Annotated in this window: 27 protein-coding genes and 1 pseudogene; 15 read left to right on the top strand and 13 right to left on the bottom strand. The window is 39.7% G+C overall.

The annotated features are described in order from the left end of the window. Nucleotides 1-246: 246 nt before the first annotated feature. Both ACTL4S_RS08775 and ACTL4S_RS08780 read left to right on the top strand, forming a co-directional pair. Entirely contained in the window at nucleotides 247-477 is a 231-nt protein-coding gene (locus ACTL4S_RS08775) for a hypothetical protein (protein WP_004280185.1), read from the top strand. A gap of 622 nt (nucleotides 478-1,099) precedes the next feature. Continuing rightward, the gene (locus ACTL4S_RS08780; RefSeq protein WP_253145379.1) at nucleotides 1,100-1,375 is read left to right on the top strand and encodes a hypothetical protein; all 276 of its coding nucleotides are present in this window, start codon (nucleotides 1,100-1,102) and stop codon (nucleotides 1,373-1,375) included. Between the two features lie 101 nt (nucleotides 1,376-1,476). On the opposite strand, the gene ACTL4S_RS08785 is transcribed toward ACTL4S_RS08780, so the two are convergent. Then, complete coding sequence (locus ACTL4S_RS08785) at nucleotides 1,477-1,821, bottom strand: hypothetical protein (RefSeq protein WP_005266495.1); 345 nt, start codon at nucleotides 1,819-1,821, stop codon at nucleotides 1,477-1,479. 1,227 nt (nucleotides 1,822-3,048) lie between these two features. Between ACTL4S_RS08785 and ACTL4S_RS08790 the strand changes: the two genes are divergently transcribed. Both ACTL4S_RS08790 and ACTL4S_RS08795 read left to right on the top strand, forming a co-directional pair. Next, complete coding sequence (locus ACTL4S_RS08790; protein ID WP_441299186.1) at nucleotides 3,049-3,270, top strand: type II toxin-antitoxin system HigB family toxin; 222 nt, start codon at nucleotides 3,049-3,051, stop codon at nucleotides 3,268-3,270. Nucleotides 3,271-3,432: 162 nt separating this feature from the next. Continuing rightward, the gene (locus tag ACTL4S_RS08795; RefSeq protein WP_004646799.1) at nucleotides 3,433-3,579 is read left to right on the top strand and encodes a hypothetical protein; all 147 of its coding nucleotides are present in this window, start codon (nucleotides 3,433-3,435) and stop codon (nucleotides 3,577-3,579) included. 41 nt (nucleotides 3,580-3,620) lie between these two features. Here the strand turns inward: ACTL4S_RS08795 and ACTL4S_RS08800 are convergent, their stop codons facing one another. The 3 genes from ACTL4S_RS08800 to ACTL4S_RS08810 all read right to left on the bottom strand — a co-directional run bounded on the left by ACTL4S_RS08800 (nucleotide 3,621) and on the right by ACTL4S_RS08810 (nucleotide 6,996). Further along, nucleotides 3,621-4,256, bottom strand: a complete 636-nt coding sequence (locus ACTL4S_RS08800) for an SOS response-associated peptidase (protein WP_441299187.1) — start codon at nucleotides 4,254-4,256, stop codon at nucleotides 3,621-3,623. A 226-nt stretch (nucleotides 4,257-4,482) separates the two neighbouring features. Next, nucleotides 4,483-5,697 (bottom strand): alpha/beta fold hydrolase, encoded by a 1,215-nt coding sequence (locus ACTL4S_RS08805; RefSeq protein ID WP_441299188.1) that lies wholly within the window; start codon nucleotides 5,695-5,697, stop codon nucleotides 4,483-4,485. Between the two features lie 159 nt (nucleotides 5,698-5,856). Then, a complete protein-coding gene (locus ACTL4S_RS08810) occupies nucleotides 5,857-6,996 on the bottom strand; it encodes a catalase family protein (RefSeq protein ID WP_441299189.1) in 1,140 nt (379 codons plus the stop codon). Between the two features lie 377 nt (nucleotides 6,997-7,373). Between ACTL4S_RS08810 and ACTL4S_RS08815 the strand changes: the two genes are divergently transcribed. Further along, nucleotides 7,374-8,540 (top strand): MFS transporter, encoded by a 1,167-nt coding sequence (locus tag ACTL4S_RS08815; RefSeq protein WP_114540723.1) that lies wholly within the window; start codon nucleotides 7,374-7,376, stop codon nucleotides 8,538-8,540. Nucleotides 8,541-8,556: 16 nt separating this feature from the next. Here ACTL4S_RS08815 and ACTL4S_RS08820 read toward each other — a convergent pair whose 3' ends face one another. Both ACTL4S_RS08820 and ACTL4S_RS08825 read right to left on the bottom strand, forming a co-directional pair. Next, nucleotides 8,557-10,047, bottom strand: coding sequence for an amidase (locus ACTL4S_RS08820; RefSeq protein WP_005107122.1), 1,491 nt, complete (start codon nucleotides 10,045-10,047; stop codon nucleotides 8,557-8,559). A gap of 46 nt (nucleotides 10,048-10,093) precedes the next feature. Continuing rightward, nucleotides 10,094-11,524, bottom strand: coding sequence for a sensor domain-containing diguanylate cyclase (locus tag ACTL4S_RS08825; protein WP_005251666.1), 1,431 nt, complete (start codon nucleotides 11,522-11,524; stop codon nucleotides 10,094-10,096). A 314-nt stretch (nucleotides 11,525-11,838) separates the two neighbouring features. Here ACTL4S_RS08825 and ACTL4S_RS08830 point away from each other — a divergent pair, with 314 nt between their 5' ends. Further along, nucleotides 11,839-12,282 (top strand): hypothetical protein, encoded by a 444-nt coding sequence (locus tag ACTL4S_RS08830; protein ID WP_441299190.1) that lies wholly within the window; start codon nucleotides 11,839-11,841, stop codon nucleotides 12,280-12,282. A gap of 55 nt (nucleotides 12,283-12,337) precedes the next feature. Here the strand turns inward: ACTL4S_RS08830 and accC are convergent, their stop codons facing one another. From accC to aroQ, 3 genes are read right to left on the bottom strand one after another with little or no spacing between them, the layout of a single operon-like run. Then, on the bottom strand, nucleotides 12,338-13,702 hold the full coding sequence (gene accC, locus ACTL4S_RS08835; RefSeq protein ID WP_004646808.1) for an acetyl-CoA carboxylase biotin carboxylase subunit: 1,365 nt from the start codon (nucleotides 13,700-13,702) through the stop codon (nucleotides 12,338-12,340). Between the two features lie 18 nt (nucleotides 13,703-13,720). Next, entirely contained in the window at nucleotides 13,721-14,137 is a 417-nt protein-coding gene (gene accB / locus ACTL4S_RS08840; RefSeq protein WP_005107117.1) for an acetyl-CoA carboxylase biotin carboxyl carrier protein, read from the bottom strand. 16 nt (nucleotides 14,138-14,153) lie between these two features. Next, on the bottom strand, nucleotides 14,154-14,609 hold the full coding sequence (aroQ, locus tag ACTL4S_RS08845) for a type II 3-dehydroquinate dehydratase (RefSeq protein WP_441299191.1): 456 nt from the start codon (nucleotides 14,607-14,609) through the stop codon (nucleotides 14,154-14,156). Between the two features lie 959 nt (nucleotides 14,610-15,568). Between aroQ and ybaK the strand changes: the two genes are divergently transcribed. The 3 genes and pseudogenes from ybaK (at nucleotide 15,569) to ACTL4S_RS08860 (ending at nucleotide 18,041) form a co-directional block, all read left to right on the top strand. Beyond that, entirely contained in the window at nucleotides 15,569-16,036 is a 468-nt protein-coding gene (ybaK, locus tag ACTL4S_RS08850; protein ID WP_071851354.1) for a Cys-tRNA(Pro) deacylase, read from the top strand. A 193-nt stretch (nucleotides 16,037-16,229) separates the two neighbouring features. After that, nucleotides 16,230-17,485 (top strand): annotated as a pseudogene (locus ACTL4S_RS08855) (YncE family protein). 73 nt (nucleotides 17,486-17,558) lie between these two features. Then, nucleotides 17,559-18,041: a hypothetical protein gene (locus ACTL4S_RS08860; RefSeq protein ID WP_441299192.1), complete on the top strand. Its 483-nt coding sequence runs from the start codon at nucleotides 17,559-17,561 to the stop codon at nucleotides 18,039-18,041. A 113-nt stretch (nucleotides 18,042-18,154) separates the two neighbouring features. Here the strand turns inward: ACTL4S_RS08860 and ACTL4S_RS08865 are convergent, their stop codons facing one another. Genes ACTL4S_RS08865 through tusD form a run of 4 tightly spaced genes read right to left on the bottom strand, consistent with a single transcriptional unit; the run spans nucleotide 18,155 to nucleotide 19,546 of the window. Beyond that, a complete protein-coding gene (locus tag ACTL4S_RS08865; protein ID WP_004280207.1) occupies nucleotides 18,155-18,466 on the bottom strand; it encodes a TusE/DsrC/DsvC family sulfur relay protein in 312 nt (103 codons plus the stop codon). Nucleotides 18,467-18,480: 14 nt separating this feature from the next. Further along, nucleotides 18,481-18,765 carry a DsrH/TusB family sulfur metabolism protein gene (locus ACTL4S_RS08870; RefSeq protein ID WP_004646886.1) on the bottom strand — a complete coding sequence of 95 codons (285 nt, stop codon included), beginning with the start codon at nucleotides 18,763-18,765 and terminating at the stop codon, nucleotides 18,481-18,483. Between the two features lie 17 nt (nucleotides 18,766-18,782). After that, nucleotides 18,783-19,133: a hypothetical protein gene (locus tag ACTL4S_RS08875; protein WP_441299193.1), complete on the bottom strand. Its 351-nt coding sequence runs from the start codon at nucleotides 19,131-19,133 to the stop codon at nucleotides 18,783-18,785. Between the two features lie 44 nt (nucleotides 19,134-19,177). Continuing rightward, nucleotides 19,178-19,546, bottom strand: a complete 369-nt coding sequence (gene tusD, locus ACTL4S_RS08880) for a sulfurtransferase complex subunit TusD (protein ID WP_004280211.1) — start codon at nucleotides 19,544-19,546, stop codon at nucleotides 19,178-19,180. Nucleotides 19,547-19,616: 70 nt separating this feature from the next. On the opposite strand from tusD, the gene ACTL4S_RS08885 reads away from it, so the two are divergent. The 6 genes from ACTL4S_RS08885 (at nucleotide 19,617) to ACTL4S_RS08910 (ending at nucleotide 24,642) form a co-directional block, all read left to right on the top strand. After that, nucleotides 19,617-20,627 carry an NAD-dependent epimerase/dehydratase family protein gene (locus tag ACTL4S_RS08885; RefSeq protein ID WP_005266466.1) on the top strand — a complete coding sequence of 337 codons (1,011 nt, stop codon included), beginning with the start codon at nucleotides 19,617-19,619 and terminating at the stop codon, nucleotides 20,625-20,627. A gap of 138 nt (nucleotides 20,628-20,765) precedes the next feature. Continuing rightward, nucleotides 20,766-22,160 (top strand): class II fumarate hydratase, encoded by a 1,395-nt coding sequence (gene fumC, locus ACTL4S_RS08890; RefSeq protein WP_441299194.1) that lies wholly within the window; start codon nucleotides 20,766-20,768, stop codon nucleotides 22,158-22,160. A 126-nt stretch (nucleotides 22,161-22,286) separates the two neighbouring features. Beyond that, nucleotides 22,287-22,778 carry a hypothetical protein gene (locus tag ACTL4S_RS08895; RefSeq protein ID WP_004280216.1) on the top strand — a complete coding sequence of 164 codons (492 nt, stop codon included), beginning with the start codon at nucleotides 22,287-22,289 and terminating at the stop codon, nucleotides 22,776-22,778. Nucleotides 22,779-23,178: 400 nt separating this feature from the next. Continuing rightward, nucleotides 23,179-23,781 carry a nitroreductase family protein gene (locus tag ACTL4S_RS08900; RefSeq protein ID WP_312327513.1) on the top strand — a complete coding sequence of 201 codons (603 nt, stop codon included), beginning with the start codon at nucleotides 23,179-23,181 and terminating at the stop codon, nucleotides 23,779-23,781. A 129-nt stretch (nucleotides 23,782-23,910) separates the two neighbouring features. Further along, nucleotides 23,911-24,273 carry an immunity protein Imm33 domain-containing protein gene (locus ACTL4S_RS08905; RefSeq protein WP_071851342.1) on the top strand — a complete coding sequence of 121 codons (363 nt, stop codon included), beginning with the start codon at nucleotides 23,911-23,913 and terminating at the stop codon, nucleotides 24,271-24,273. Next, nucleotides 24,274-24,642, top strand: a complete 369-nt coding sequence (locus ACTL4S_RS08910) for a hypothetical protein (protein WP_441299195.1) — start codon at nucleotides 24,274-24,276, stop codon at nucleotides 24,640-24,642. The last annotated feature ends 879 nt before the right edge of the window (nucleotides 24,643-25,521 follow it).

Here is a 25,521-nt window from a genome sequence, read left to right on the forward strand (position 1 = left end):
AGTGTTGATCTGTCAGCATGGTACGAGGCATAGCGAATAGTAAAATTGGGTTTGGCGATTTGATTTTACTACTTCGCTATTTTTTTAAGCTAAAAGTGTCAACACACCCTAGTGTAATTTCATGTTGATCTGATCGCAAAATCTGAATGGTTAAAGCTTGGGCTATTTTCAAAAATAGAGGTTTCTTCTCAGGCGGAACAGTGGTAAAAATAAAAATAAAGTGCTTAGTGAAAGTAGGGTGTTGGAATGAAAACCACAGTAAAATATGTAGTCTTAAAAAGTCTTGACTATCAATTGGGTACACCATTATTTCAGGAAGAAATTGACGCTGATGGTCAATATTTTGATCAGATACCAAGCACAATTTCTTATCAGAACTTGCAGTTCAAAGTAAAAAGCAAAGAGCTTAAACGTTTGCATCTGGCCGAAGAGCAGGAAGATACTCAAACAATTATCGTCAAAGTGGTCAATATCTAATAAAAACTGAATAGAATAAGCCTCTTTTAAAGGGGCTTATTTATTATAAATAGATTAATAAATATAATTACAAACAATGATTTGATCTAAGTTTATACCAAAATAATAAGTAAAAATATTTGAATTAAAGTCAAGATAAATTCGAAACAGCTTAAGTGTTATTGGTGAGGTCATGTTAAGTATCGTATTTCATCACAATTAAGAATATTCAAAAAGAATTGGATTTTTAATATTTTATTTAATTTTTTAAAAATATAGAAGATTTAGATTTATTTTTATATATTTATAAATATCAATAGTATAGTTATTAAGTGGTTCTATTTAATAACACTTTTTAAATTTTATTAAAAATTTTTATATATATGAAATAGGACTTAAGTTATTCCTTTTATTGGATAATAAATTTTTGACCTATAAAATCTTTCATTATGTTTCTATTGCATTATATCAGGTAATTTATGTTGCGCATTAATCTCCACTTCAAGTACTTAGCTTACTATTTATTACATTGAATTAATCTGTAACAGGTTAAAGGTTGGCGAAATCTGAAAAATGCGTAGAGTAGATATTAAGTCGAAACCTATCGGCTTTTAATTTAAAGCAAATAGTAAGGAATACCACCATGGCTAATAATCAACAGCAAGACCAACAGAAACAGCAGCAACAACAGCAACAGCAAAATCAACAACGCAATCAAGATCAGCAGCGTCAACAAAACAACCAGCAAAACCCAAATCAGCAACAAAATAACCAGCAACAACAACAGCCGCAGGGTGGTCAAAACAACCAGCAACAGCGCGACCAGCAGCAACAAAACCAGCAAGGCCAACAGCAACAACAGCCACAGCAAAACAGTAACCAACAGCAACAACGTTCACGCAATCAACAAGATCAGTGAAAACCACAGCGTTAATTCTGTTTAAGATATACGCTCTTCATAAAAAAACCGCCTGAATCAGGCGGTTTTTTTATATTTCATTGCATGATTAGACTAAGTATTTATGAACACTGAATATTGGCTTTTAGCTTGTAGAAATTCAAGGCATTGTCTAGGTCGGTGAGCAACTCTTTTTCTGTATATTCCTTGGGAGCAAGTTTTAGCAGAGCAGGCATGTAGTTATTTTTATATTCTTTAGGATATTGTTCACACAGGATGCGTGTTCTTTCTTCCAAACTAATTGTTGAAGAGTCGAGTTTGTCCAGATAAGCACTGAGTTGATTATCTGACTGTTCAAACTGCGCTTTAATATTTGCAGCAGCCTCGGCTGAATTCTCTGCTTGCTGTTTTTGGCAGCCGCTTATTGCCAGACTCATCAATAAAGTAATTAGTATGCGATTTTTCATGCTGCCAAAATATTGTTATTGCTCATATGAAAAATTATAGAGAGAAATGACTAAAAAGAAAGCAGGGATCTATAAACTTTATGAGACATTGAACATTCATAACATCCGATATTGACTGAAATAAGGAATTTTCTTCTAAAAATCTAAATTAACCCATTCTCACTTATAGGTTTAGCAATTCTTCTTGGGTTTTGGTTATTTAGTAATCTTATTTTCTCATCAAAAATATTTTTGGATAAATTACAGTCATTTAATTAACAAAAGTAATGGTTTTTTCATATTTTGAAACATTGCATCTATATATCCTACACAGATTGGCTGCATGGCTAGTGATATCTTGGCCTCATTCTAAGAACTTAATGAAAATAATTAAAAATCAGCACATTATAAGGCCTGTTTAATTTAGGAGAGTTAAACAGGCTTTTTCTTTTCCGTTTTAAATCTTGTTTTTTCTTTGCTGATTGTATTTTTTGCTCACTCTCTTTCACATAAGTTTTCATACACAACATAAAGCCTGAAAATTCCCTCAGGAGAGATACATGAATAGATGTTATTTATATATCTCTTTTCACGAAAAGACAGGACAAAGCTATGATGAGATGTATATGCGCATTTGGCATGGGCGTGATGGTCGGCTGTTGTTTTAAATCTTGCAAAGAGAAAATGTGTCAGATGATGAGCAGCAAGCATTGTAAAAGTGATCATTGTAAAAAGGATCAGACGACTCAAGCTGAAGAGCCTGTACGAACTTAGCCCCAAAAGCTTCAATTTTACTTAAAGGCTAAACAGAGCTGAGTACTGAAGTTGTTCTAGATCGCTGATCCAATTATTTTGTATTGAGTCACTCTATATTTAAAGCAATAAAGCTTGATGTTGGATCGAGCTTTTTACACTCAGGAGAAAAACATGATGCAATTTATATTTTGTTTATTTGGTCTTCATGGTGCGACTGAAATTAACTACACGTGTGACCATGATGAGGTCAAACAGTGTCGTGATTGCTTGAAAAATATTGAATAATGTGCCAAATCATCAGACATATTAATGAAGATCAATCCCCGTTCAATCATCAGTTGGCGGGGTTTTTCTTTACTGATAAAATTTTTGGATCTAAACATAATTTCTCACAAGGAATACTTTATAAGAAAAATATTTCAATAGGATTACGTTTTGATAAATTCTTAGTACTTAGAACTGAAATAGCAAAATACAATAGAATATATGTAGGTGAGCATCTGCGCTCGAATTCTTGAAGCAATTCAAAAGAGGCCAAAGGCTGAAACTGCATTAGATGGTTGGTATCGAATGATTAAGGCCAATCATCCTAAAGGTTTTGCTGAAATGAAAAGACTTTTTCCGGCAGTGGATAAGCTTAGAAAATTTCATGTATTCGATATCGGCTCGCACGCGAATTCATATTCTTTGCTGTACCATCTACGATCAGGCTGAACAGCTTATTTGCTCAGATGGACTTTAGGGTTTGTGAAATGTAAAAGAATACTTCAAGGAAAATTTGTCTTTTTAGAAAACTGAATGTGCAACATAAATAACATTGATGTTTAGCAGTAGATGTCATATTTATCTCTTAATAGATATATGAAGGAGATGCATATGACAAATAAGCCAGAGCAAGAGCAAGAATCAAATCCGCATAAAGAATCGAATGACGACAAGGGTAATCAGGCATCTTATAAGCATGTCAAACCAGAGAAAAAACCCAATGCAGAACCCGAAAATCCATTGAGAGAGCAAAAATAGCTTTTTCACATGGACGAAGCCCTAACTTGGTTTAGGGCTTTTTAATTTCTCGATAAACCTTGATCTCTAGGCTTTGCAATAAACTCATCTTTCATTTCAAAGAAAAATTCATGGGCTTGTTCATGATCGCAGTGCAACCAGTCATGTCGTGATTCTTCCGGAATCACAATAATCGAGCGTTTTTCGTCATTCGGGTCATGAAACTGTTTCATAAAGGGATGTTGATCTGAATTTATGGTCAGCATCGAAAATGATCTGATTTTCTCACCATCAATGTGTGCGTCATCATAAATCGCCGCCACGGTAAAAGGATTGCCATCTTCACGTGAAATGCCAAACCAGTGCGATTTACCGTCTATATATTTAGGTTCATAGAATGTATCGACGGGTACCAAAGCAAACTGGTTGTTTTTCCAGGCATGTCGGAAACTCGGTTTGGATGCCACTGTTTCAGTCCGTGCATTATAGGTATGCCGGCCATATTTCAATTCTTTCGCCCAGGCTGGAATCAGTCCGAAACGTGCGATATCCAGCTCAAAATCATCAGCACCGCGCATAATGATTGGGGCTAGCGCTAAAGGATAAACATGTGTTTTCATGCCCAGTTCGAGTTGCTCTTCATGAATATCTAATAAGGAAAGACGTTTTTTTGAGGGAAATTCATAGTTCGAGCACATAAATAACCTCTTTCATTCTAATTATTATTTGCTAAAGAATTAAAGTATAAAAATGATGGGCTCAAAACAATTCGAAATCGTAAGTATAGTTATAACAGAAAGTAAGAATACGGATTAATATTAGTTTATCCTCTTTATAGAATAGTGCTCCTTTAAAGGACTATTCTATAAATATGAAGATTAAAATATTTGAGTTTTTAATGATTAAATACAAAAGCTCACCGGGTTATTTTGTAGGGCAGGTGTTCAAAGCTTTCCCTTGTTCAACTGAATGGATAAAGTTTCCAATTAGAAATTCACTCTGTCTTAAGGAATCACGATGATCTCCATTTTTGACTAGATGGAAGGCGATAGATTTCTGCTTCGTACATACCTGCTGATAGTAAGCATAAGTACCACGATCATCGACCAGTTGATCTTTCTCACCTTGTACCAGCAGAACCGGCACAGTCGGTGTCATATTCTCAATAGACTGTTCTTTTAAATAATTTGTCAAAGGTGCCAGATTTACATTTGATTTAAAGACAGTCTTAGGTGCTTGTTTTAGGTCCGATTGTAATTCTGACAAACAGCGACTGCGTGCATGATTAAGAATTTCTCCCATTTCTAGGCTAACTAAATTTGCTGGAGCAAGCATCGGGTCTGCAGCTTCTGCTCCTAAAAGCACAATTGGAAAAAATGCGGCGACATCAGTCGTGATTTGCGAATTGCTAGCAACATATTCAGCGATTCCTTCATATTGATAACCGCCTGGTGCCAGTGCAATTGCCCCGCGAAGATCAAATTCAGGCGCATCTTTTTGACCGGATGCTGCAACTTTAAGAGATGCTGCACCTCCTTGACTATGACCCATAACATACCAATTTTTACTAAAGTTATAAGGCTTTAAATGGTGGATCGCTCGTACAGCATCAACGACAGTATGCAACTGGCTTCGCGCATTCATATAAGGATGACCGCCCGGAGTGCCTAAACCTTGATAATCAGGTGCAACGACTGCATAGCCGCGAGCGAGCCAGGCATTCAGTGCCTTAGCAGCGATTTGCTGATAGACATGGACTGGCCCACCCACATAATCTCCAGAGGGTGCACATGTATCAGCAACGCCAGTTGTACCATGCGCCCAAGCCAGAACAGGCCAGCCATCTTTAGGGACTTTGCCTCTAGGTAACAGGATATAGCCTGAAGCGACGATGGGTTCGGATTTTGTGCCACGACTGCGATAATTGATTAAGAAACGTTGTGAGGCATTCGTAAACAGATCAGTATTTTGTTCTTGTATAGATAATATTGTACCCGGTATTTTTTCCGAAATATGAGATGCTTGGATTTTGCTGCTATCGGGAAGTGGAGGAGATGCTATTGCATATGTTGAACCTAAACATAAACAACTCATGATCAATTTAATAATAGGAGATTTAATTTTCATCGCTGAAACCATTTTCCTTTTTATAATGTCATTTTTAATGTAGCAGCTTTATTTATGTTTCTAAATTAACTCTGCACAAAGTTTGTAAACTAAAGCTTTTAAGTTAAGGCGAATGAGCAGTACAACAGGTTATTTTAGGTTAGCTGATAACTTCAAATAAGCACTTATATTTTAATGTGGTTCTGATCTGTTAATAGAATTCATATCATGTCTAACCTCACTAATACGATCATAAATCACCTTTCGCATTCGGTTTATTACTCCCAGAGGTTTGTGTTCCGGTAGGGTATGCCATGGTGTAAAGGAAAGGTTTTCACAAAACTTGTTTTGGTCAGGCGTATCAAAAACTTGTGGAGGAATGCGGATAGTTGCGACCTTGTAGAAAGGTGCCTCACTTTCTTGCCATTCAGTCATGGAATCTTCGACCGACATGGTGTTTGATGTTCTAGGCTGTACCAGAAACTCCATACATGCTTCACTTTTTTGCAAATATTGGCGCAGTTTTTCTCTTAGAAAATTATGATGGGGAGCATGTGGAAGAGGATCTGTCACTGTCGAACATGTTTGAGCTGAATACTTTACAGCTTGACGATCAGTGCCTATTCCTAATTGATAGGGCACCATAGACCAATATCTAGTTTGCAAAGGATTAGAAATTTTATTTCTCGTATTTAAGGCAATCCAGGTTCCTTTAGCTCCTAATGCAAAAGGAATATGCAACTTATTGAAAAATCTATCGCTATTTATATCTTGCATAAATGACATATATCGGACTGGATCATTCACAAAAAAGACAGGATGATTGATCATAATGAAATCTTGAGTAGAGGTTTCATCATCTAAAAGCTTTTCTCCCGGTACAGCCAGAAGTTTTATCGCCATGCCACGGGCATCTTTTTTAATATCTGCTTGTTGGGCATCTTTAGAACCATTAGAGAAACGAATCCAGGCTTGATATGTTTTTCCCGGAATAAAAACACCTTGAACCAAGTTTTTAGGAAGAACTTCATCTACTTTGAATTCTGCACGTACACAACCATGTGCTTTGGGATGGGCATCACGTAGCGCGATACCTGTGGAATACTCTTTCCGAATCGATAGCTCAATTATATCTGCGATTTTTTCAGTTATGTTTGCTTCATCAGGATAAAGACTTTCACTTAAATGATGATCTATATGGGGATGAATATTATCTTTTGGAGAGTTAGATGCTATAGGGGAAGCGTTAGCATATGCAGCACTACAAATACTTATTGCCATTAGAGGGAGGAAGACTAGACCCGAGCATAGAGGTCTTATAAAGTTAGGCATTGATTTTCTCCTTGCTATAAAGCTAGAGTTAGTTTTAATTTTTAGCCTATGATCTGAAATTCTTTGGACATACTTTAGCCATAAAATAATTGTAATGTCTGTATGATTGTTGATCTTCAGATTTTAAGTCCATCCAGTCTCCTTTCTAAAATTTTTCCACTCTTTATCGTGTGCTCTATGTAAAAGTAGATTTATGTTTTTACTTTGATTTAACTCAACACAGAGTTTTTTACTTTAGCAAAATTTATCCATAAACTTATGAAAATTTATTTTTAGACTAATGCGAGATGCTCGTAGCAAAATCAAGAGTCGTCGAATACAGTGCTATAGAAATTTATTGAGTTTAAAATTTTGAAAATATTAGGATATATAAATCAATGCCAGTTCTAGCAATCCAGCATAGACTCAGTGGATTTTACTTTTTTTACTATGCGATTGTTGGGGCGTTCATGCCTTTTTGGAGTCTGTATCTTGAAGATCAAGGCTTCAATTATCAGGAAATCGGGATTTTATCTTCTATTGCGATTGTTACCCGATTTTTTGCTCCCTTAATTTGGGGCTGGATTGCAGATAAGTCCGGTAAACGCATGTTGCTGGTGCGTATTGCCACCTGGATGGAAGCCTGTATCTGGTTCATGATTTTTATCATTCCCAATAGCTTTCAATCTGTAGCTTTACTGATGCTGATTTTCAGTTTTTTTCAGAATGCTATTCTGGCACAGTTTGAAGGTGTAACTTTGTTCTGGCTCGGAGAAAAAAGAGCAGAACTGTATGGCAAAGTACGAAAATGGGGATCAGTCGGCTTTATTATCGGTGTATTCGGCTTGGGCGCCGTCTTTGAAATTATTAGCATCAGTATGTTACCCGTCTTGTTGCTGAGTATTTCATTTCTGGCCTTTCTTTGGTCATTTACCATTAAAGAGCCCACGACAGCGCCTACCGCCCAGAAACAGCTCGAACCCTTATGGCCGATATTTAAACGCCCAGTGGTGTATAGTTTTTTCCTGATTGAATTGATTCTGCTATTTTCACACGCGCCGTTTTATAGTTTTTATAGCAATTATCTCAGTCAGGCGGGATTTAGCACCAGCCAGATTGGGCTGCTCTGGTCAGTCGGGGTCATTGCGGAAATCATCATGTTTGCCTATGCGACGTTCTTTCTGACACGCTGGTCATGGCGCCATCTGGTCACGTTATGCTTATTGATGACCGGATTAAGATGGTTCATCGTCGGGGTCTTTCCTGCTTCATTCATGGCACAGTTTTTTGCTCAAACGATTCACGCTTTAAGTTTTGGTTTATTTCATATGATTGCGATGCGAGTGATTTTCCAGAATTTTTCTGCAGGGCAGCAAGGACGTGGACAAGCGCTATATAGCACGATGTGGGGCGTTGGCGTGGCGAGTGGCAGTATTCTGGCTGGGCATTATTGGGATCAAGTCGGCGGCACATCTATTTTTATCACTGCTGCAGTATCGACTTTGCTTGGCTTGTTACTGATTTTCGGATTGCCAAATAAAGTCGAACTGCAAAAACAGGCTTGAAAATATCATCTCAGTATTAAATACGGATTTTGGCGTATTGCCCAAACCACGGTTGTGCCTGTTCCAATTGGGCTGCCAGTTGTAATAGCAGATCCTCACGGGCAAACGGCGCAATAAACTGTGAACCGAGCGGCAGGTTTTGTTCATTCCAGTACAGTGGTACAGACATCGCTGGGAGTCCGGTAATATTGGCCAACTGGGTAAAAGGCACCCATTTTAGATTTTCTTTCACAATCTGGTTTACTAGTTTCCCTTGCGCCAGTAAATGCGCTTTATTCAGTTTCAATAAACCTTTAAGAATCGGTTTCTGCCAGTTTGGTGTTTTGACCTCACCATTTTTCGGCGCCACTGTCGCCGTTGCAGGCGTTAGATAGAGGTCATAATTATCAAAGAAATGATTCATCTGGGTCACATACTGGCCCCAGTTATTCAGGTTCTGGATATAATCAATCGCGCTGGTTTTGGCCCCAAAAGCCGCCAGTGCTAAAGAGTCCAATTCAAAATCATTTGTTTTAGACGGATAGCCTTTCTGGATTTCATCCAGCATAAATGAAAATTGGCTAAACCAGGTGGTAATAAAATCCTTGGCCAGTTGCATTCCATCAATGGCTGGGCGGTCTTCGACCACCTCATGGCCCAAAGATTCTAGCAATTTGGCTGTTTTTTCAATGGCTTTAATGGCATCCTGGGAAACAGGTGTGCCAATCGTAGAATAAGTGCTAAACGCAATTTTCAGTTTTTTTGGCGGTTGCTGAATCACATCCAGATAATGATGCTGTGGACGCTGAATCTTAAACAGTGAACTATGATCTTCACCATGGGTGGCATCCAGCATTGCAGCACTATCCCGTACCGTTTTGGTCAGTACATGCTGAATCGCGGCGCCATGCATGGCTTCACTCATTTGTGGTCCCCAAGGCGTGCGGCCACGACTCGGTTTCAGGCCAAACAGGCCGCAATAGGAAGCGGGGATACGTATCGAGCCGCCACCATCACCAGCACCCGCAATTGGTACAATTCCGGCAGCCACGGCAGAAGCGGAACCACCGGACGAGCCGCCGCTATTATGCTGTAAATTCCACGGATTTTTACAGCTGCCCCAAGCATCTGGTTCAGTAATACCTTTAATCCCAAATTCAGGAGTATTGGTACGTCCAAAAGTCACAATCCCGGCTTTTTCCCAGCGATTGACAATCTCGGCATTGGTCTCGGCGATATAACCAATCCGTTTTAAGCCCTGACAACCATAAGAAGTTGGATAACCGGCATATTCCTGAAACAGGTCTTTAACCAGAAAAGGCACACCGGCAAAAGGTCCGGACAGATTTTGCTGGCTCCGTTTCAATGCATGCTCATGCATCGGAATAATAATTGCATTTAGCTCGGGATTGGCAATTGAGCTACGCTCTAGTGCAGCAGATAAAAGTTCACTTGAATGTACTTGTTTATTGGCGACCAGATCAGCCAGTCCTAAACCGTCATATTGCAGATATTCTTCAAATTTCATTGCCATTCCCTAGTGTTGCTGCTTCAAGGTTGTAGATCATTTAGGCTCAAGATGCAAGCACCACCTGATTTCGCCCACGATGTTTGGCCTGATACAAGGCTTGATCTGCAATATTGATCAGGTTTTGCAGGTCTTGGGCCTGCGGTTCATTTTGATGAGTGATGCCCACACTCACGGTAATATACAGGGGCGAGCCATCTGATTGATAAATCGGGGTTTTTTCCACCAGATCACGAATCCGTTCTGCAATAAGACGTGCTTCTGATGGTTCGGTATTCCAGAGTAACAGCACAAATTCTTCCCCACCAATTCGTGCAAACAGATCTTCAGCACGTAAATTGCAGCGAATGATTTCCGCAAAATGTTGCAGCACCTTGTCACCGACATGATGGCCAAAATCATCGTTCAGACGTTTGAAATGATCAATATCCAGCATGATGACCGAAAATTCCATTCTGTTGGCATATTGCAGTAAATATTCACCTTTCTGAAAGAAAAAATGACGGTTCATGGTGCGGGTCAGACTGTCATGATTGGCCAGATAGAGAACCCGTTTAAACAGCTCATTGCGGTTTTGACTAATAATACAAAGAATAAGCGGCGATAAGGCCAGCATAAACAGCCCGATCCGGAGCGAAATATAAATCGTAGAATCTGCCAAGGTGTCATGCGTTGTGGCATAAAACCGCGTCAGGCTGTAATAGGTTAAAATAGTCACAAACGCATTAATCAGTGTCATGCTAAACAGGCGATAGGTTAATGCGGCCCAGATCAGCGCAGCCAAAGGATAGAGCAGGGTGCCCGGACCTGAAAAAATATTGGTGATGATGACACAGAGTACGACTGTAGCTGCGGGCAGAAAATAACTGAAATGATGACGCTTTTGACGGCGGTTTTTAAACAGATACTGCATATCCTTGATTCTGGGAAAGGCCAGAAGCAAAGGTAATACCACGATATAATTGACCATCTCGCCCGTCCACCATAGACCAAAATCAATCCATAAGTTTTCTTTGGTCATGAATGTATTGGGTAAGTTTGGCAGGGTGGCAACTGCAAAAGCAGCGCTGGCCAGACAGCCGGCAAAAGCGAAGATGCCAAATAAATGAACGAATGTATAACCAGTATTATAGTATTTGTAATTAATCTTGAAATATCGAATAAAAAATATCGAGACAATAGTGCTGATCAGATTAGACAGGGTAAGAAACAGGCTTTGTAATAGGCTGTTTCCGGTGACGAGATCTGCAAACATAAAAGCACTGAATGCACCAAGCCAACCTCCCACATTATTTAAATGTGGAAAGCGTAAGAACAGGGCTAACAAGGCAGCATTGGCCGGCCACAATAAGGCCAGGTACTCAATCGGTCTGGTTGCGATCCCAATAAAACAACAGACTAAAACAGCGAAAACAATGACAAAATAAGCATAGGTTTCATGATTTAATTGTTGTTCTGTTATTCGAGCTAATTGCAAATTTAAAATCCTATTCAAATTTCTAAGTGTGAATGATCACTTTGTTCAGCAACTAAGTTTGACCTAAAATATAATTTTATTGTTTGATTAATCTGTTATTAATACGAACTATTAAGATTCTTATATACGAAATATATACAAAAACAGTCAGAAAGGAAATCCATGTTTTTAAACAATGTGATAAATAATTTCTGACTCTGTATTGAAATTGCGTTAGAGCGGGACACGATCCCAAAAAATATGATAATTTAGAATCAATTGTTAACAAGATGCCGGTAAATATGAAAAAAATATGTCTTAGCCTTATCTTACTCATGAGCTCACCTTGGCTAATGGCGACAGAAAATAAAAAACCAGCGAATGCTCCTGCTAAAGCTGCTGAAATCCCAAATACATTTACTGTGAAAACCCGTCCGGAAATTGTCGGATTGTGGGGAATGGAAATCCCGAATAATAAAAAATGTATCGAATATTATAATTTTAAAAGCAATAATAATGTGGTGATTAAAAGTGGCGATGAGTGGACGTCGGGGCTATATGACTATCAGCCGGCACAGGATCCTTCGCAGCAGATTCCAGCGCTGATTCTGCAAGTAAAATATGACAATAATGAAAAAGACTGTTCAGGCAATCAGGTGGATCAGTCTGGTGAAATTTCGCAATATTTTGTGAAATGGCAAAACCCTTATACCATTAACTTCTGCGCCAATGAAAAAGCCGAACAATGTTTTGCTGTGCTCAGACGCGTATTGCCTTAAATTGCAAACAATAAAAAAACCGCTGAATGACAGCGGTTTTTTTATGAGCTTTGATTTAAGCTTTGTCTTCAGCACCTTCAAGCTGCTTTAACAAATGCTTCTCTAGGTAATGAATATCCATTGCCTGTTTGCAGAAGTTTTTATCCTGAAGGATTAAATCTTTATGCAAAGGAATATTGGTTTTAACGCCAGTCAAAATCATTTCTTCCAAAGCATTTCTCATTCGAGAAATAGACGTCTCACGATCCTTACCATGCGAAATCAGTTTGGCAATCATCGAATCATAATACGGTGGAATGCTGTAACCTGGATAAACATGCGAATCTAAACGGATACCTGCGCCGCCTGGTGCATAGAAGTTGTCAATCTTGCCTGGTGAAGGCAGGAAGGTCGATGGATCTTCTGCGTTAATACGGCATTCAATCGCATGTCCTAAAACCTTGACGTCTTCTTGCTGAATATCGAGGCCTAAGCCGCCAGCAATACGCAATTGCTGTTCGATAATATCGATACCCGTGACCATTTCAGTTACCGGATGCTCAACCTGAACACGCGTATTCATTTCAATGAAGAAGAACTCATCATCTTCAAACAGGAATTCGAATGTACCTGCACCACGATATTGCATCAATTTACAGGCATTTACACAGGCTTCTAGAATATCAGCACGTGCTTGCTCTGGTAAGTTCGGTGCTGGTGCTTCTTCCAGTACTTTTTGATGGCGACGCTGTAGTGAACAGTCACGATCATACAGATGAATCGCATGACCATTACCATCAGCAAGTACTTGCACTTCGACGTGACGTGGCTTTTGCAGGAAACGTTCCATATAGACCGTATCATCACCGAACCACATTTCTGCATCACGCTGTGCAGCCTGAACAGATTCCAGCAGGGTATCGACATTTTCTACGATACGCATACCACGACCACCACCGCCAGAAGCAGCTTTTACAATCAGTGGAAAACCGATCTCTTTGGCTTCAGCCATGGCATTGTGAATCGTTACGGCATGGTCGCAGCCCGGTACTGTTGGTACACCAGCTTTTTTCATGGCAATAATGGCAGAAACCTTGTTTCCCATTAAACGAATATGTTCCGGACGCGGACCAATAAAGATAAAACCAGAATTTTCTACGATTTCTGCAAATTCTGCATTTTCAGCGAGGAATCCATAACCAGGATGGATTGCATCTGCGCCGGTAATTTCAGCAGCTGTAATAATCGCAGGAATATTCAAGTAGCTGTCACTGCTCGCACCAGGGCCGATACATACTGCTTCATCACAGAAACGTAAGTGCATCAGGTCCTTGTCTGCGTCAGAATAGACACCTACAGTTTTGATCCCTAAAGTTCTGCAAGCACGGGTGATGCGTAACGCAATTTCACCACGGTTTGCAATTAAAACTTTTTGCAACATTATAAATCCCCGGGGTGATTAAGCGCGGTAGCGGAAAAGTGGTTGACCGAATTGAATCACTTCACCATTTTTCACCAGAATTTCTTCAATCACACCGCTTTGAGTTGCTTCAATCGGGTTCATGATTTTCATTGCTTCGATAATACCGAGCGTATCGCCTGCAGAAACGGTCTGGCCAACTTTAACAAAGGTCGGCTCACCTGGGCTTGGTGCTGCATAGAACACGCCGACCATTGGTGAAGTTTCAACAGCACCGCGAGGAGATTTTGCTGCTGGCGCTTCGGCTGCTGGTGCAGGCATCGCAGGAACAGCTGCTGCAACCACTGGATTACGACGAGTTAATGCAATCGATTGATCGCCTTCTTTAACTTCGATCGCCTGTAAGTCAGATTCAATCATCAAGTCGATGAGTTTCTTGATTTTACGGATATCCATGAGACAGTATTCCTAATTAAGATTGTGTAGAAGGTTGTATTTTTTCAATGATATAGTCGAGGGCAGCAGCATAGCCTTTTGCACCTAGACCACAGATCACGCCGATGGCTTTATCGGACAAGTATGAATGATGTCGGAATGCCTCACGTGCATGCACATTAGACAGATGGACTTCAATGAAAGGAATGGCAACGCCAAGGAGGGCATCGCGAACAGCAACAGAGGTATGGGTCAATGCTGCTGGATTAATAATGATATATTGAATGCCGTCTTGCGGGGCTTGATGAATTCGGTCAACAATGGCACCTTCCCAGTTGCTCTGGAAAGTATCGAGTTGTAAGGTAGCTTGTTGAGCCTGAGCAATCAGCTGCTGGTTAATATCGTCAAGACTAAGGTGACCATAAACTTCCGGTTCGCGCTTCCCAAGCAAGTTTAAATTCGGTCCATGAATAACCAAAATGGTCGAACTCATCCAGCATGCTCCAATTAAAAAGTATCGGGGTTTGTTTGCAAGATGTCTGCAAACTCTGCTTATTATTGCATGATTTTCTACATTACTATTTATAATTTCTTTGAATTAACGTAGAAAGCATATAGCAAACAGTGGCGCTATAATGAAAACTTTGCAGAGATTTGGCAATGTTAAAAAATTACAATTCGCTGGGTATTCAGATTATTTTCATTGTAAACCCAATTGGCAAAAACAGTTAATATCCTTTATGTAACTGTATCTTCATGTTAACGCTAAATTCTTCCTTTTAGTGATATTTTTAGTTTTGAACAAGAGTTGTCTGGCTGATTTTACTGCAATGTTCGACTTCTATAGCATAGAAAACTCTTTACATTCTGACTTTAGAGTTGTGCTGATTATCCTCTTTATATATAAGCTATCGACCGTTTCTCAAAACTTGATGAAACTTTAAAAATATAAGATAAGACAATATGTTAATGATATTTTCTCTTATTGTACTTGGATTTTCCTAGGTCTATTCTTCCAATATATTGGAATTAATTACATCATTTTCAATTCAAGTATTCATGACAGACACTGTACAAGAATCTATTTCTTCTTCCGGAGATAAAGGTTAAATCTCAGCGGGTTTAAGATAAAACGCTCGACTTATATGCCTTGTATTTATAGACGCATGAAATGACGAATGTGTTCATCTTCAAGCCTTCTACACAGTGAAGCCATTAATCGCCTAACGCTTAGATAGTGGCAAAAACACATACATTTGTTGATATTTTGCTCGTCATCATCTTTGCAGAAGAGTTTAAAAGTATTGAAGAGCGTAAAGATTGAACCAAATAGGTCTGATTGAAGCGGAATACGGGCTTAAAGCAAAATTTGCTCTGTAGTTGCCTCATCTAAATTAACTTCTTGAGCTAATCTTTATATAATCATGCGATTCCTCTCAAACAAGACTTTCTATGACACCTGCATGCAAACTATTAAAAGCCAATAAAATCGAATACAGCATTCATGAATATGAACATGATGCCAATGCCAAAAGTTTCGGGTTAGAAGCTGCTGAAAAATTAGGGCTTTCGGTGGAAGAAGTCTTTAAAACTTTATTAGTCACGGATGATAAACAGTATTTTGTTGCCATATTGCCGGTACATCATCAGTTAAATCTGAAAAAAGTAGCCCAGGCTGTGGGATGTAAAAAACTCCAGATGGCAGATCCTAAACATGCAGAACGTTTGACCGGTTATCTGGTCGGTGGAATCAGTCCCATTGGTCAAAAGAAACGATTAAAAACGGTGATTGATGCCAGCGCAGAACAGTTGGATAAGATCTATGTCAGTGGCGGTAAAAGAGGCTTGGATATTGGATTAAAGCCGGCTGATCTTGCCAAAGTGCTCAATGCACAGTTTGTCGATGTGCTGGATATATAAGATCGGAGTACGATGATCAGCTAAATTCATAGAACCTGAAGTGATAGATTTAAAATGGCTGCATATTTTTTGGTCGGAAATAGCAGTAAATAATTTTATACGTTTGTATATTAGATAAGTTAAAACACAGCCTGACTGTGTACACAACAAGGAATGAAAACAAAAATATAAATTATTATGCGGAGCATAATGGATGAAAATTCAAAATAAAAAATGGCCACGGTTCTGTCTAACATTATCTGCGATGGTGATGCTATCTGCGTTGCCGAGTGTACAGGCCGCTTCTGCACCTTCAGCTGCACCTGCCAATTCACAGCAGGTTTTCTTTGTCGGAAATAACTGGGATGGCACGGTAACCGTGATTCGTCCATCGGGTGATTTTGGCAAAATAGGCGTCATTAACATGATTCCTGACCGTAAAGAGCGCCTTAAGGAAATTCACCTGAATCCAATCAAACTGATTGCCTATACTTATATTCAGACCACAGCCGGTGAAGGCAATGATCAGTTGGTGGATGAGATATGTACTCGACACCAGACGGGCAGTCAGTCGTTGCATCACGCCCAAGTTTCGCCGATGTGGTATCAATTAATATCAAAACCGGCAAGATTAACTGGCGGACGCCTGTAGAAGGCTTCCGTGCCGACCATATGGCAGTATCACCAGATGGGCATCGCATCGCTGTATCTGCATCTTCAGGAAATGTAGTGCATGTACTAGATATCCATACCGGTAAAGAGTTAGGCCGTTTCAGTACTGGCGATAAACCGCATGAAAATATTTACTTCGATGGTGGTAACAAGATCCTGAACTCTGCTATCGGCAATGTGGAAACGTCGATGGATGCTCAGTGGCAAGACTTTACTAAAGGAAAGCGTTTTATCACTATCGCAGATGCCAATACACATCAGGTGCTAAGAAAAATTGACTTCAGGCCCGCACTGGATGCATTTGGTCGTAAAGATTTATCTAACTCCGTACGACCAATGGTATTTAGCAAGGATGAAACTAAACTATATGCCCAAGTTTCATTTTTTAATGGTCTGATTGAGTACGATCTGAATCAGAACAAGATTAGCCGGATCGGACAGCTGCCTGGTAGTGATAGTATCCCGAAAGACCGGACAAAATGGGTGAATGATTCGCGTCATCATGGCCTATCAATCAGTGCTGATGGTGAAAAGCTCTGTGTCGCCGGTACGATGGATAACTACGCTACGATTGTAGATCGCAAAACACTGACAGCCGGGAAACTGATTTCTGCAGGTAAACCTTATTGGGCAACGCGAAGCCCGGATGGTCGTAGCTGTGTAATTTCAGAAAGTGAAACCGATTTGGTTACCGTGATTGATTTTGCCACGGGCAATAAAGTGCTGAGTGTGCCGGTGGGAAATCATCCACAACGTGTCCGGATTGGATATGCACCAGCAGACTGGTCAACGCCGTAGTCAATCGTCGATTAGCGAAAAAGACAGCTTCTTAATAAATAAAGACTGTCTTTCTTGAGCTGAGGACATAAAAATGAATGATAAAACAATTCTGTTCTATGTAATGATCGGATTGCTCTTGTTTGGGGCTTTAGTGGGTATTGGCTATCAGGTACGACAAGAAATCTATCGGACGAATTTTACTGATCAGACCCATTCTTATCCGGTCCTGCCAGCTGAAAAATCGGCAAGCTATATCTCTGTTAACTCTCCTAAGAATAGTCAAACTACGAAGAAGGAACAGAACGATACGGTTGCAAAGCAAAGCGAATTATCAAAGCAACAAGAACAGTTATATCTGGACTTTACTCAGATCATTAACGCTTTAAGTGAGGGACAACGACCAGATCCTCAACAAGTCAGTTTGTTGATCACTCAGCAGCAAAAACTGGTAGAGGCCCAACTGGTGAGCAAGGCCGAAGCGAAAGCACAAATTAATTTTCTGATTAAGGTTCTGCCTGAAATGGATCATGAATTGCATCGAGCATTGCGAGTATTAGAGCAAACCCAAATTTAACGAATTAGATCCAGCTGTATCTTTCATTATTCTCAGTCTGAAAATTGCTCTCATAAAAAAGCCCAAAAAATGATTTGGGCCTTTAAGTACACACTTTAGAAAGCTAAGTATCTTTATAAACAGTTCGCAGGCTTGGGTACACCAGCCAAACGGCTTAAGTGACGGGCCACCAGACCAGTATTAAACTTTTCTTGAAGCATGGCATTATTGATATCGGCACTGACAGTTTTCATTAAAAATTTAATCAGTGGTCGTGTTGCTGGTGAATGACCAAACTGCTGATAGAACTGACGTACCGCTTGCAGAATTTCAAAATGCCAAGGAGTTAAGCTCAGTTCCAGACTATCGGCCAGCACTTGAGCGACTTCTTCATTCCAGATGGTATAGTCAACCAGATGGCCATCTTGATCCAATTCTAAATTCATATCTAACCCATTTATTATTTCATTGAAATGCAGCGATTAAACTCGAGGCAAAGATCTGCAAAATCCGCATAATTCAAAAGCTTTATCTGATCAGGCAAAGGCTGTACTAATAACTCCGCATCATTTTTCAGTATGTGAATTTTCGGCAAGCTTTGAAGAAATGAATGCTCTAGCAGCAAAACCGCTTCACCCATCAGCACGACCTGATCACCCATTGTATAAGTTTGAGCCAGTTGCTCTAGGATCTGCGCTGTTGCCGAATAGCTGGATTGGATCAGATAAAGTGTGTGATTTGACATTTTTATATCTTTGTTCCTTACCAATACATCACATGATCAAAGCTTTGAATAAATTCAGAATTAAGCTCAATAAGTTCGATTTCTTGTTCGCTCTGTGCCACAAATGAGGAATGCTGGTTTTTTTTCTCAATCAGAATCGGAGTGAGATCATAAAACTCGAAACTGTCGACCATATTTGATGCCAGTTTGAATGCATGATGCACCTGGTCAAATTGCAGGTCTGAATGCAGCAAACTGAGGGCAGCACTTTGTAGCAGGACTTTAACTTCTGCGCCAAAAGTTGCCAGGACCATCGTAGCCGATAGGCTTTCATGCACCTGCAGACTGGTCAGATTGGCTTGGGTTAATATAACAAGTACAGATTTCACACAAGATTCCTTGGAAAAGCAACACATTCTAAAAAATGAAACATCTAGAATTGAATGAGACGTTGTGAGGACTGAACAGCATCGGCAAGTTCACCTAAACCGACCAATTCAAAGGCATCTGCCAGATTATGCTGCTGAATATTGTGACGTCGAGCATTGTCCAGATCTGTAATTCCACGTGCCAATGCTGCACTTACACAGACCGGGAGGCGAATCTGTAGCGCTTGCCATGCATGTGTAAGATGACGTTGATCGTCGGGTACCCATTGCAGTGCATTTGCGACCGATACGCCGTCCTGATAGAAGAATACACGGAATGCTTCCTGTTTATCTTGCAAGGCCTGAGCCAAACCCAAGGCATGCCAGGCATAAATGGAAGTCGGTGCGGAGGTAACAAGAATTAAGGTGCTCATCGAAATTCACTACAGGCTTGATCAATAACAACAGATTGATCTTGGCTTCATCAGAAAGTAGGTAGTATAAATGATTTTAGTGACGGGTGGATTAGGCTTTTTAGGCTCACATATTGCTTTAAGTCTGTTAGCACAAGGACTAGAGGTCATTGTGGTCGATAATTTGGCCAATGCCAACTTACAAACTCTGGAGCGTCTTGAATTTATCTCCGGCATGTATGTACCTTTTATCAAGATTGATATTCGCAATACCCCAGCATTGAATAAAGTTTTTGAGCAGCATTCGATTCAGGCTGTGGTACATACCGCAAGTTTTAAGTCACTGGAAGAATCAGTATTAAAACCACTTGAATATTATAATGATAATGTCAGCTGTATTATGAGTCTCATGCGTGCCATGCAACGTACCGGAGTGCGTCATCTGGTACATTTATCCAGTCTGGCGGTATATGGACAATCTGGCACAGATTTAAGCGAAGATCTGCCTTTTAACTATACCTATCCGAATCCCTATATCAAATCGCAACAGATGGTTGAGGAAATTATCCGGGATACTGCCAAAACTGATAATGAATGGCGGATTGCGATCCTGCGTCTATCCAATATCGCCGGTGCCTTTGAACACGGTGTGCTGGGAGAAGCAGTGCCACCTTTACCAAAAAATATTTTGCCTTTGGCGATGCAGGTCGCTGCACAGCAACGTGAATATCTGGAATTACGCCGTCAGGCCCATACTGCGGATGGCACAGTAGAGCGCAGTTTTCTCCATGTCGCAGACTGTTGTGATGCCGTGATCAAGTCCTTGCAATGGCTGTCACAACAGCAGGAATTAAAATGTGAAGCTTTTAATATTGCCGGTGAATTGATTTCCATACAGGATTTGCTAGATCAACTGGCTGAAGTGACTCAGTCTGCAATCAAAACCATGGATGCTTTGCCATATCCGCATGCCGAAATGGATCAATTGGGGGCGAACATCGAAAAAGCGCGGAATATCCTGCATTGGCAACCTCAGCGTTCACTCAGAAAGATGCTTGAGGATGAATGGTTGTTTTATCAGAATATGCTCAGAGGGCAGTAATTAAGAGTGTTTAGCTAATATTTGATAATAATTATCATTTACATGATTGCTGTAATCAATTACTTTAAATAAATAGATTAAATCATTGATATAGAAATTCCTAAGATCAGTAACAGGCAAGAAGAATTGAGGTTGAACATGCAAACACGTATTGAACATGACACGATGGGAGAAGTGGCTGTACCGAGCGAGGCTTTATGGGGCGCTCAGACTCAGCGTAGCTTGCAAAATTTCAAAATTGGAAATGAGCGTTTGCCTCGGCCAATGATTCGTGCCATGGGACTCGTCAAAAAAGCTGCCGCCTTGACCAATGCCGAGCTGAATCAGATTCCCCAAGAACTGTCACACTATATCGTGGATGCGGCAGATGAAGTCATCAGCGGGAAATGGGACAGTCAATTTCCATTGGTGGTCTGGCAAACCGGTTCAGGTACGCAAAGTAATATGAACTGTAATGAGGTGATTGCCAATATTGCCAACCAGAAATTGGGCAATCATTTAGGGGCACAAAAACCGGTTCATCCAAATGATCATGTCAACCGTGCCCAATCTACCAATGATTCATTTCCAACTGCGATTCATGTGGCTGCGAGCTTGCAGATCAATGAACTGTTAATTCCGGCAGTCACACGCTTGCGCGATACTTTATATGCCAAATCTCAGGATTTTGCCAATATTGTAAAAATTGGCCGGACTCATCTACAAGATGCTACGCCTTTAACCTTGGGGCAGGAATTCAGCGGTTATGTCTCTCAGCTGGATCATGGGCTTCTTCGTCTAGAACAGGCCTTAGTTGGTTTATATGAATTGCCATTAGGCGGGACAGCGGTCGGTACTGGTCTGAATGCTCATCCCGATTATGCCGTTCAGTCTGCTAAAACACTAGGACAGTTAACAAGCTTACCATTTGTAACTGCGCCAAACAAGTTTGAGGCTCTGGCAGGCCGTGATGCTGCGGTATTCGCGTCTGGTGCATTAAAGACTTTAGCGGTGAGCCTGAATAAGATTGCCAATGATATTCGCTGGCTGGCCAGCGGGCCTCGTTGTGGTTTTGGTGAATTGCGTATTCCTGAAAATGAACCGGGTTCTAGCATCATGCCGGGTAAGGTGAATCCGACGCAAAGTGAAGCGATGACCATGGTCGTCGCACAAGTTCTCGGCAATGACACCACCATTAACGTGGCAGGTGCATCAGGTAACTTTGAACTGAATGTGTTTATGCCGGTCATTGCCTATAACCTGCTGCAATCCATCCAGCTTTTAGGCGATGCGTGTAACAGTTTTAATGATCACTGCGCCGTAGGTATTGAGCCGAATCATGAAAAAATTGAACATTTCCTGCATGATTCTTTAATGCTGGTCACAGCATTGAATCCGGTGATTGGTTATGAGAATGCAGCCAAGGTTGCCAAAACAGCCTATAAGGAAGGAAAAACCTTAAAACAGGTGGCTGTTGAACTGGGTTTAGTCACCGCTGAACAGTTTGATGAGGTGGTGCGTCCTGAACAGATGGTTTCACCGAATGCCAAATAAGGGCTGTAGCGCTTTTATTTTCAATCTTTCCGCCTGTTTTATCATGGAATAGTCAGCAGTGGTTTTTATCTCGGGCAGAGTTGCGTACAATAGTGCTAGATGAGATTAACCACTGATGATTGTTTTATGCTTGATATTTATTTAACAGATGTTCAAAGAAAGGTGCAATTCAAGGATTATCCAGGTGAGCATCCTGTTAAATTTATTCTGAATTTCAAAAAGATTTTCCCGAGTGTGATGGAACTTCTTTTACCTGTGCTTCCGGATAATGAAAATCTGGAAGAAATGTCTTGGGAATCGACCAGCGATGATTTTGAGACTTTCCAGATGTTTTTAACCGGATGGGGCATTATCGAACTGCGTTTAAAAGCAATCACCCAGTTTAAAGATAAAGCATTTGCGGATCGTCTGGTTAAACAAGCCCAACAGAAACGCAAAGACTATCAAAAACAGCAGACTAAACTGACCACAGTTGAACTGGACTATCTGTTTATGCACGAGATGCATGCCTTGATTGATGCAGAGTTGGTTGAACTCGGTGAGAAATTCTATTTACCGATTTTACGTGAGCTGTGGAAGACTAAAGTATCTGCTCAGGTGTTGAACGCGAAGTTTTAAACTGGTTTTTTAGCTTTTATTTATAAAATTAATCCTCCAATTTTGGAGGATTAATTTTATCTGCACTATGAGATTTATTTCATGATGCGCTATCGCTTAGAATAGCCTAAGCAATATTAAATGTGGTCATTGAACTTCTTTATTCTTAAAATTTTGATCAATAATAGCACATGTTGAACCATCGTTTAGCGTCAGGCTCTATCATAGGGCAGTGGTTTTAACGATTGTTCAAAAAATATATAAAAATATCAATTAAATAGCCTAGTAATTCAGTCTATTATTTTTTAAGGTATATAGGCTTTATCTCACGTTAAAGCAAAAGCTTTATTGATTAGCTATCCTTCACAAAAATAGATGAAGGTTCAAATTTTCCCGAAGATATATCCCAGGATTTTCAAAAATGTCGAATCAGTTTTTAGATTTAATTACTAAACGCCGTACTATTTATGCCATTGCCAAGAATGTTGAACAATCTCCTGAGCGTCTAACTGATTTGATTCAGACTGCAATTAAACAAAGCCCATCTTCTTTCAATTCTCAGTCTTCACGCGCCGTCATTTTATTCAATTCAGAACATGAAAAGTTTTGGGGCTTTGTGGCAGACAAATTAAAAAGCTATGCCAAAGATGAAGAAAGCGCTGCAAAAACTACAGCAAAAATGGCAAGTTTTGCGGCAGGGCTAGGTACCGTTTTATTTTTTGAAGATCACACAGTCGTAGAAGGCTTACAGGAACAATTCCCATCTTATGCTGATAACTTCCCAATCTGGGCAGAGCATTCGACTGCGATCGCACAATTTGCAACATGGACAGCATTGCACACAGAAGGGTTGGGCGCATCATTGCAGCACTACAATCCGATCGTGGATGAGCAAGTTCATGCGGAATGGGACATTCCATCAAACTGGAAGTTGCGTGCACAGTTGGTATTTGGTTCGATAGAAGGCGAGCCACGTGCCAAAGATTATCTCGCTGATGAAGAGCGCTTTAAAGTATTCCAATAAGCTGATATCCATATCTGCGCTTAACATGGTTTAAGGGCAGATATTTTTTAGATCTCGATGAAATCCCAATCAGCTTCATTAAAATTAAGTTAAAATAGCGCGCTAATGAAAATTGATGAGTAAGACCGAATGTCGAAAAACACGCAAAACCTGTCACCTTTACAAGAACTGATCGCAGAGCAAAAGCTACTTTGTGAAGAAGTAGGCTCGGCTTATGTTGAAGTCACGGGTGATGATGTTGTTGCCGTGGCAGTACATACCTTAAAGCAGGATCCGATTGTTGGCATCCGTAAAAAGCCTGAAACGGCTGAAAATATCAGCTGGTACATTTATGGTGGAGAGCCTTCAAGTGAAGAGGCTTTTGAAACCATGACAGTACGTGAATTACAGGACATCGCACCAGAAGTTTTACCGTATCTGGCTCTGGAAACAGGTTTTCGTTTCATGATCGATGCCGATGATTATGAAGATGTCTGGAAAGAAGAAATCTAAATGCTAAAAAAATCATCTTTCATTTGTGCTGGATTATTATTAGGACTGAGTAGCGTAGTCTTCGCACAGCCGCTTTCACAAAGTGCCTATGATGAGTTTATTTCAACACAGACTAAAATCGTGAATGAAACCAAACATATTTTAGATGAAGATGATCAAAAGGCAGATGCCCAAACTCAACGCCAGACTTTCTGCAAGCGACTGAAAGCCTATCAGGATATTCAAAAGGTGTCCGAAGAAAACAGCAGTCTGAATATGGCACCTACGATGTCTATGATTGCCAGAAATTTTCTTGAGCGGCAGGATCAAAGTTTGACTAAATCTGGAATGACGGCGAGCGTATTTTGTAAAAATAGGGAAGTAGAATAAGTTATAAACTACTTTTTTATCTTGAAAGTTTTTCGCAGTGGAATAAAAATAAAGTATCTAAGTCTATTTCACAATCAAATTTTATAGATATTAAAACCTGAAAGACCATCTCCCGAATATCATTTGATAAAGAGTTTGTTAAGTTAATTTAAATTTATTTTGATGTAAATACCTCATATCCCGGGGATATATCAGCGGTAGTCAAATATATTGATAAGAATAAATGAATAATCTGGATTTTTATAATTTTCTGAAAATGTCTTATATACGTGATGTAATTTCTTGAACAGGATAATTTAAGTAGGATAGCGTGATTGCACGTTTATATTTAAGCTAATAACTTGAACATCCTAAGATATTAAAATAGCCTAAGCAATACATAATTTTAACAACTTTATCAAGAAAGGGAGAGAGGGGAAATTTATAATGCTGATGTTTACTACCTGTAACTCATTTGGACTTAAGACGTATTATTCTAAACAGAATCAAGTGGATTAATAAGCTACTTATGAATAGTCATTTTTTGATAAATAATAAGCAATGAATAATTAAAAACAATATTTTCAAAATTACCTCAGTCTATTTGGGTAATAACAGCGAGTTAGTTTAAGAAACACTCTGACCTAAAAGTGGTTTACATGTTATTAAATCCCAGTTTTAAGATTTTCATTAATTTTATTTAGTCTGCAAAACAACTCAACCATCTTCTTTCATATTTATAGATAGCCAAATATCCATCCAGATCTAAAATCGTAATTTTAAATACTTATGATTCGTTTATGAATTATTTAGCCTAAGCAAAATATATCCCCATAAAATAGCCTAAGCAGGATTTTATATTTAAAAATTTCGCAATTGATTAATTCCAAATATAAACCC

This window comes from Acinetobacter lwoffii (genome assembly GCF_052078135.1).
Lineage (GTDB): Bacteria > Pseudomonadota > Gammaproteobacteria > Pseudomonadales > Moraxellaceae > Acinetobacter > Acinetobacter lwoffii_Z.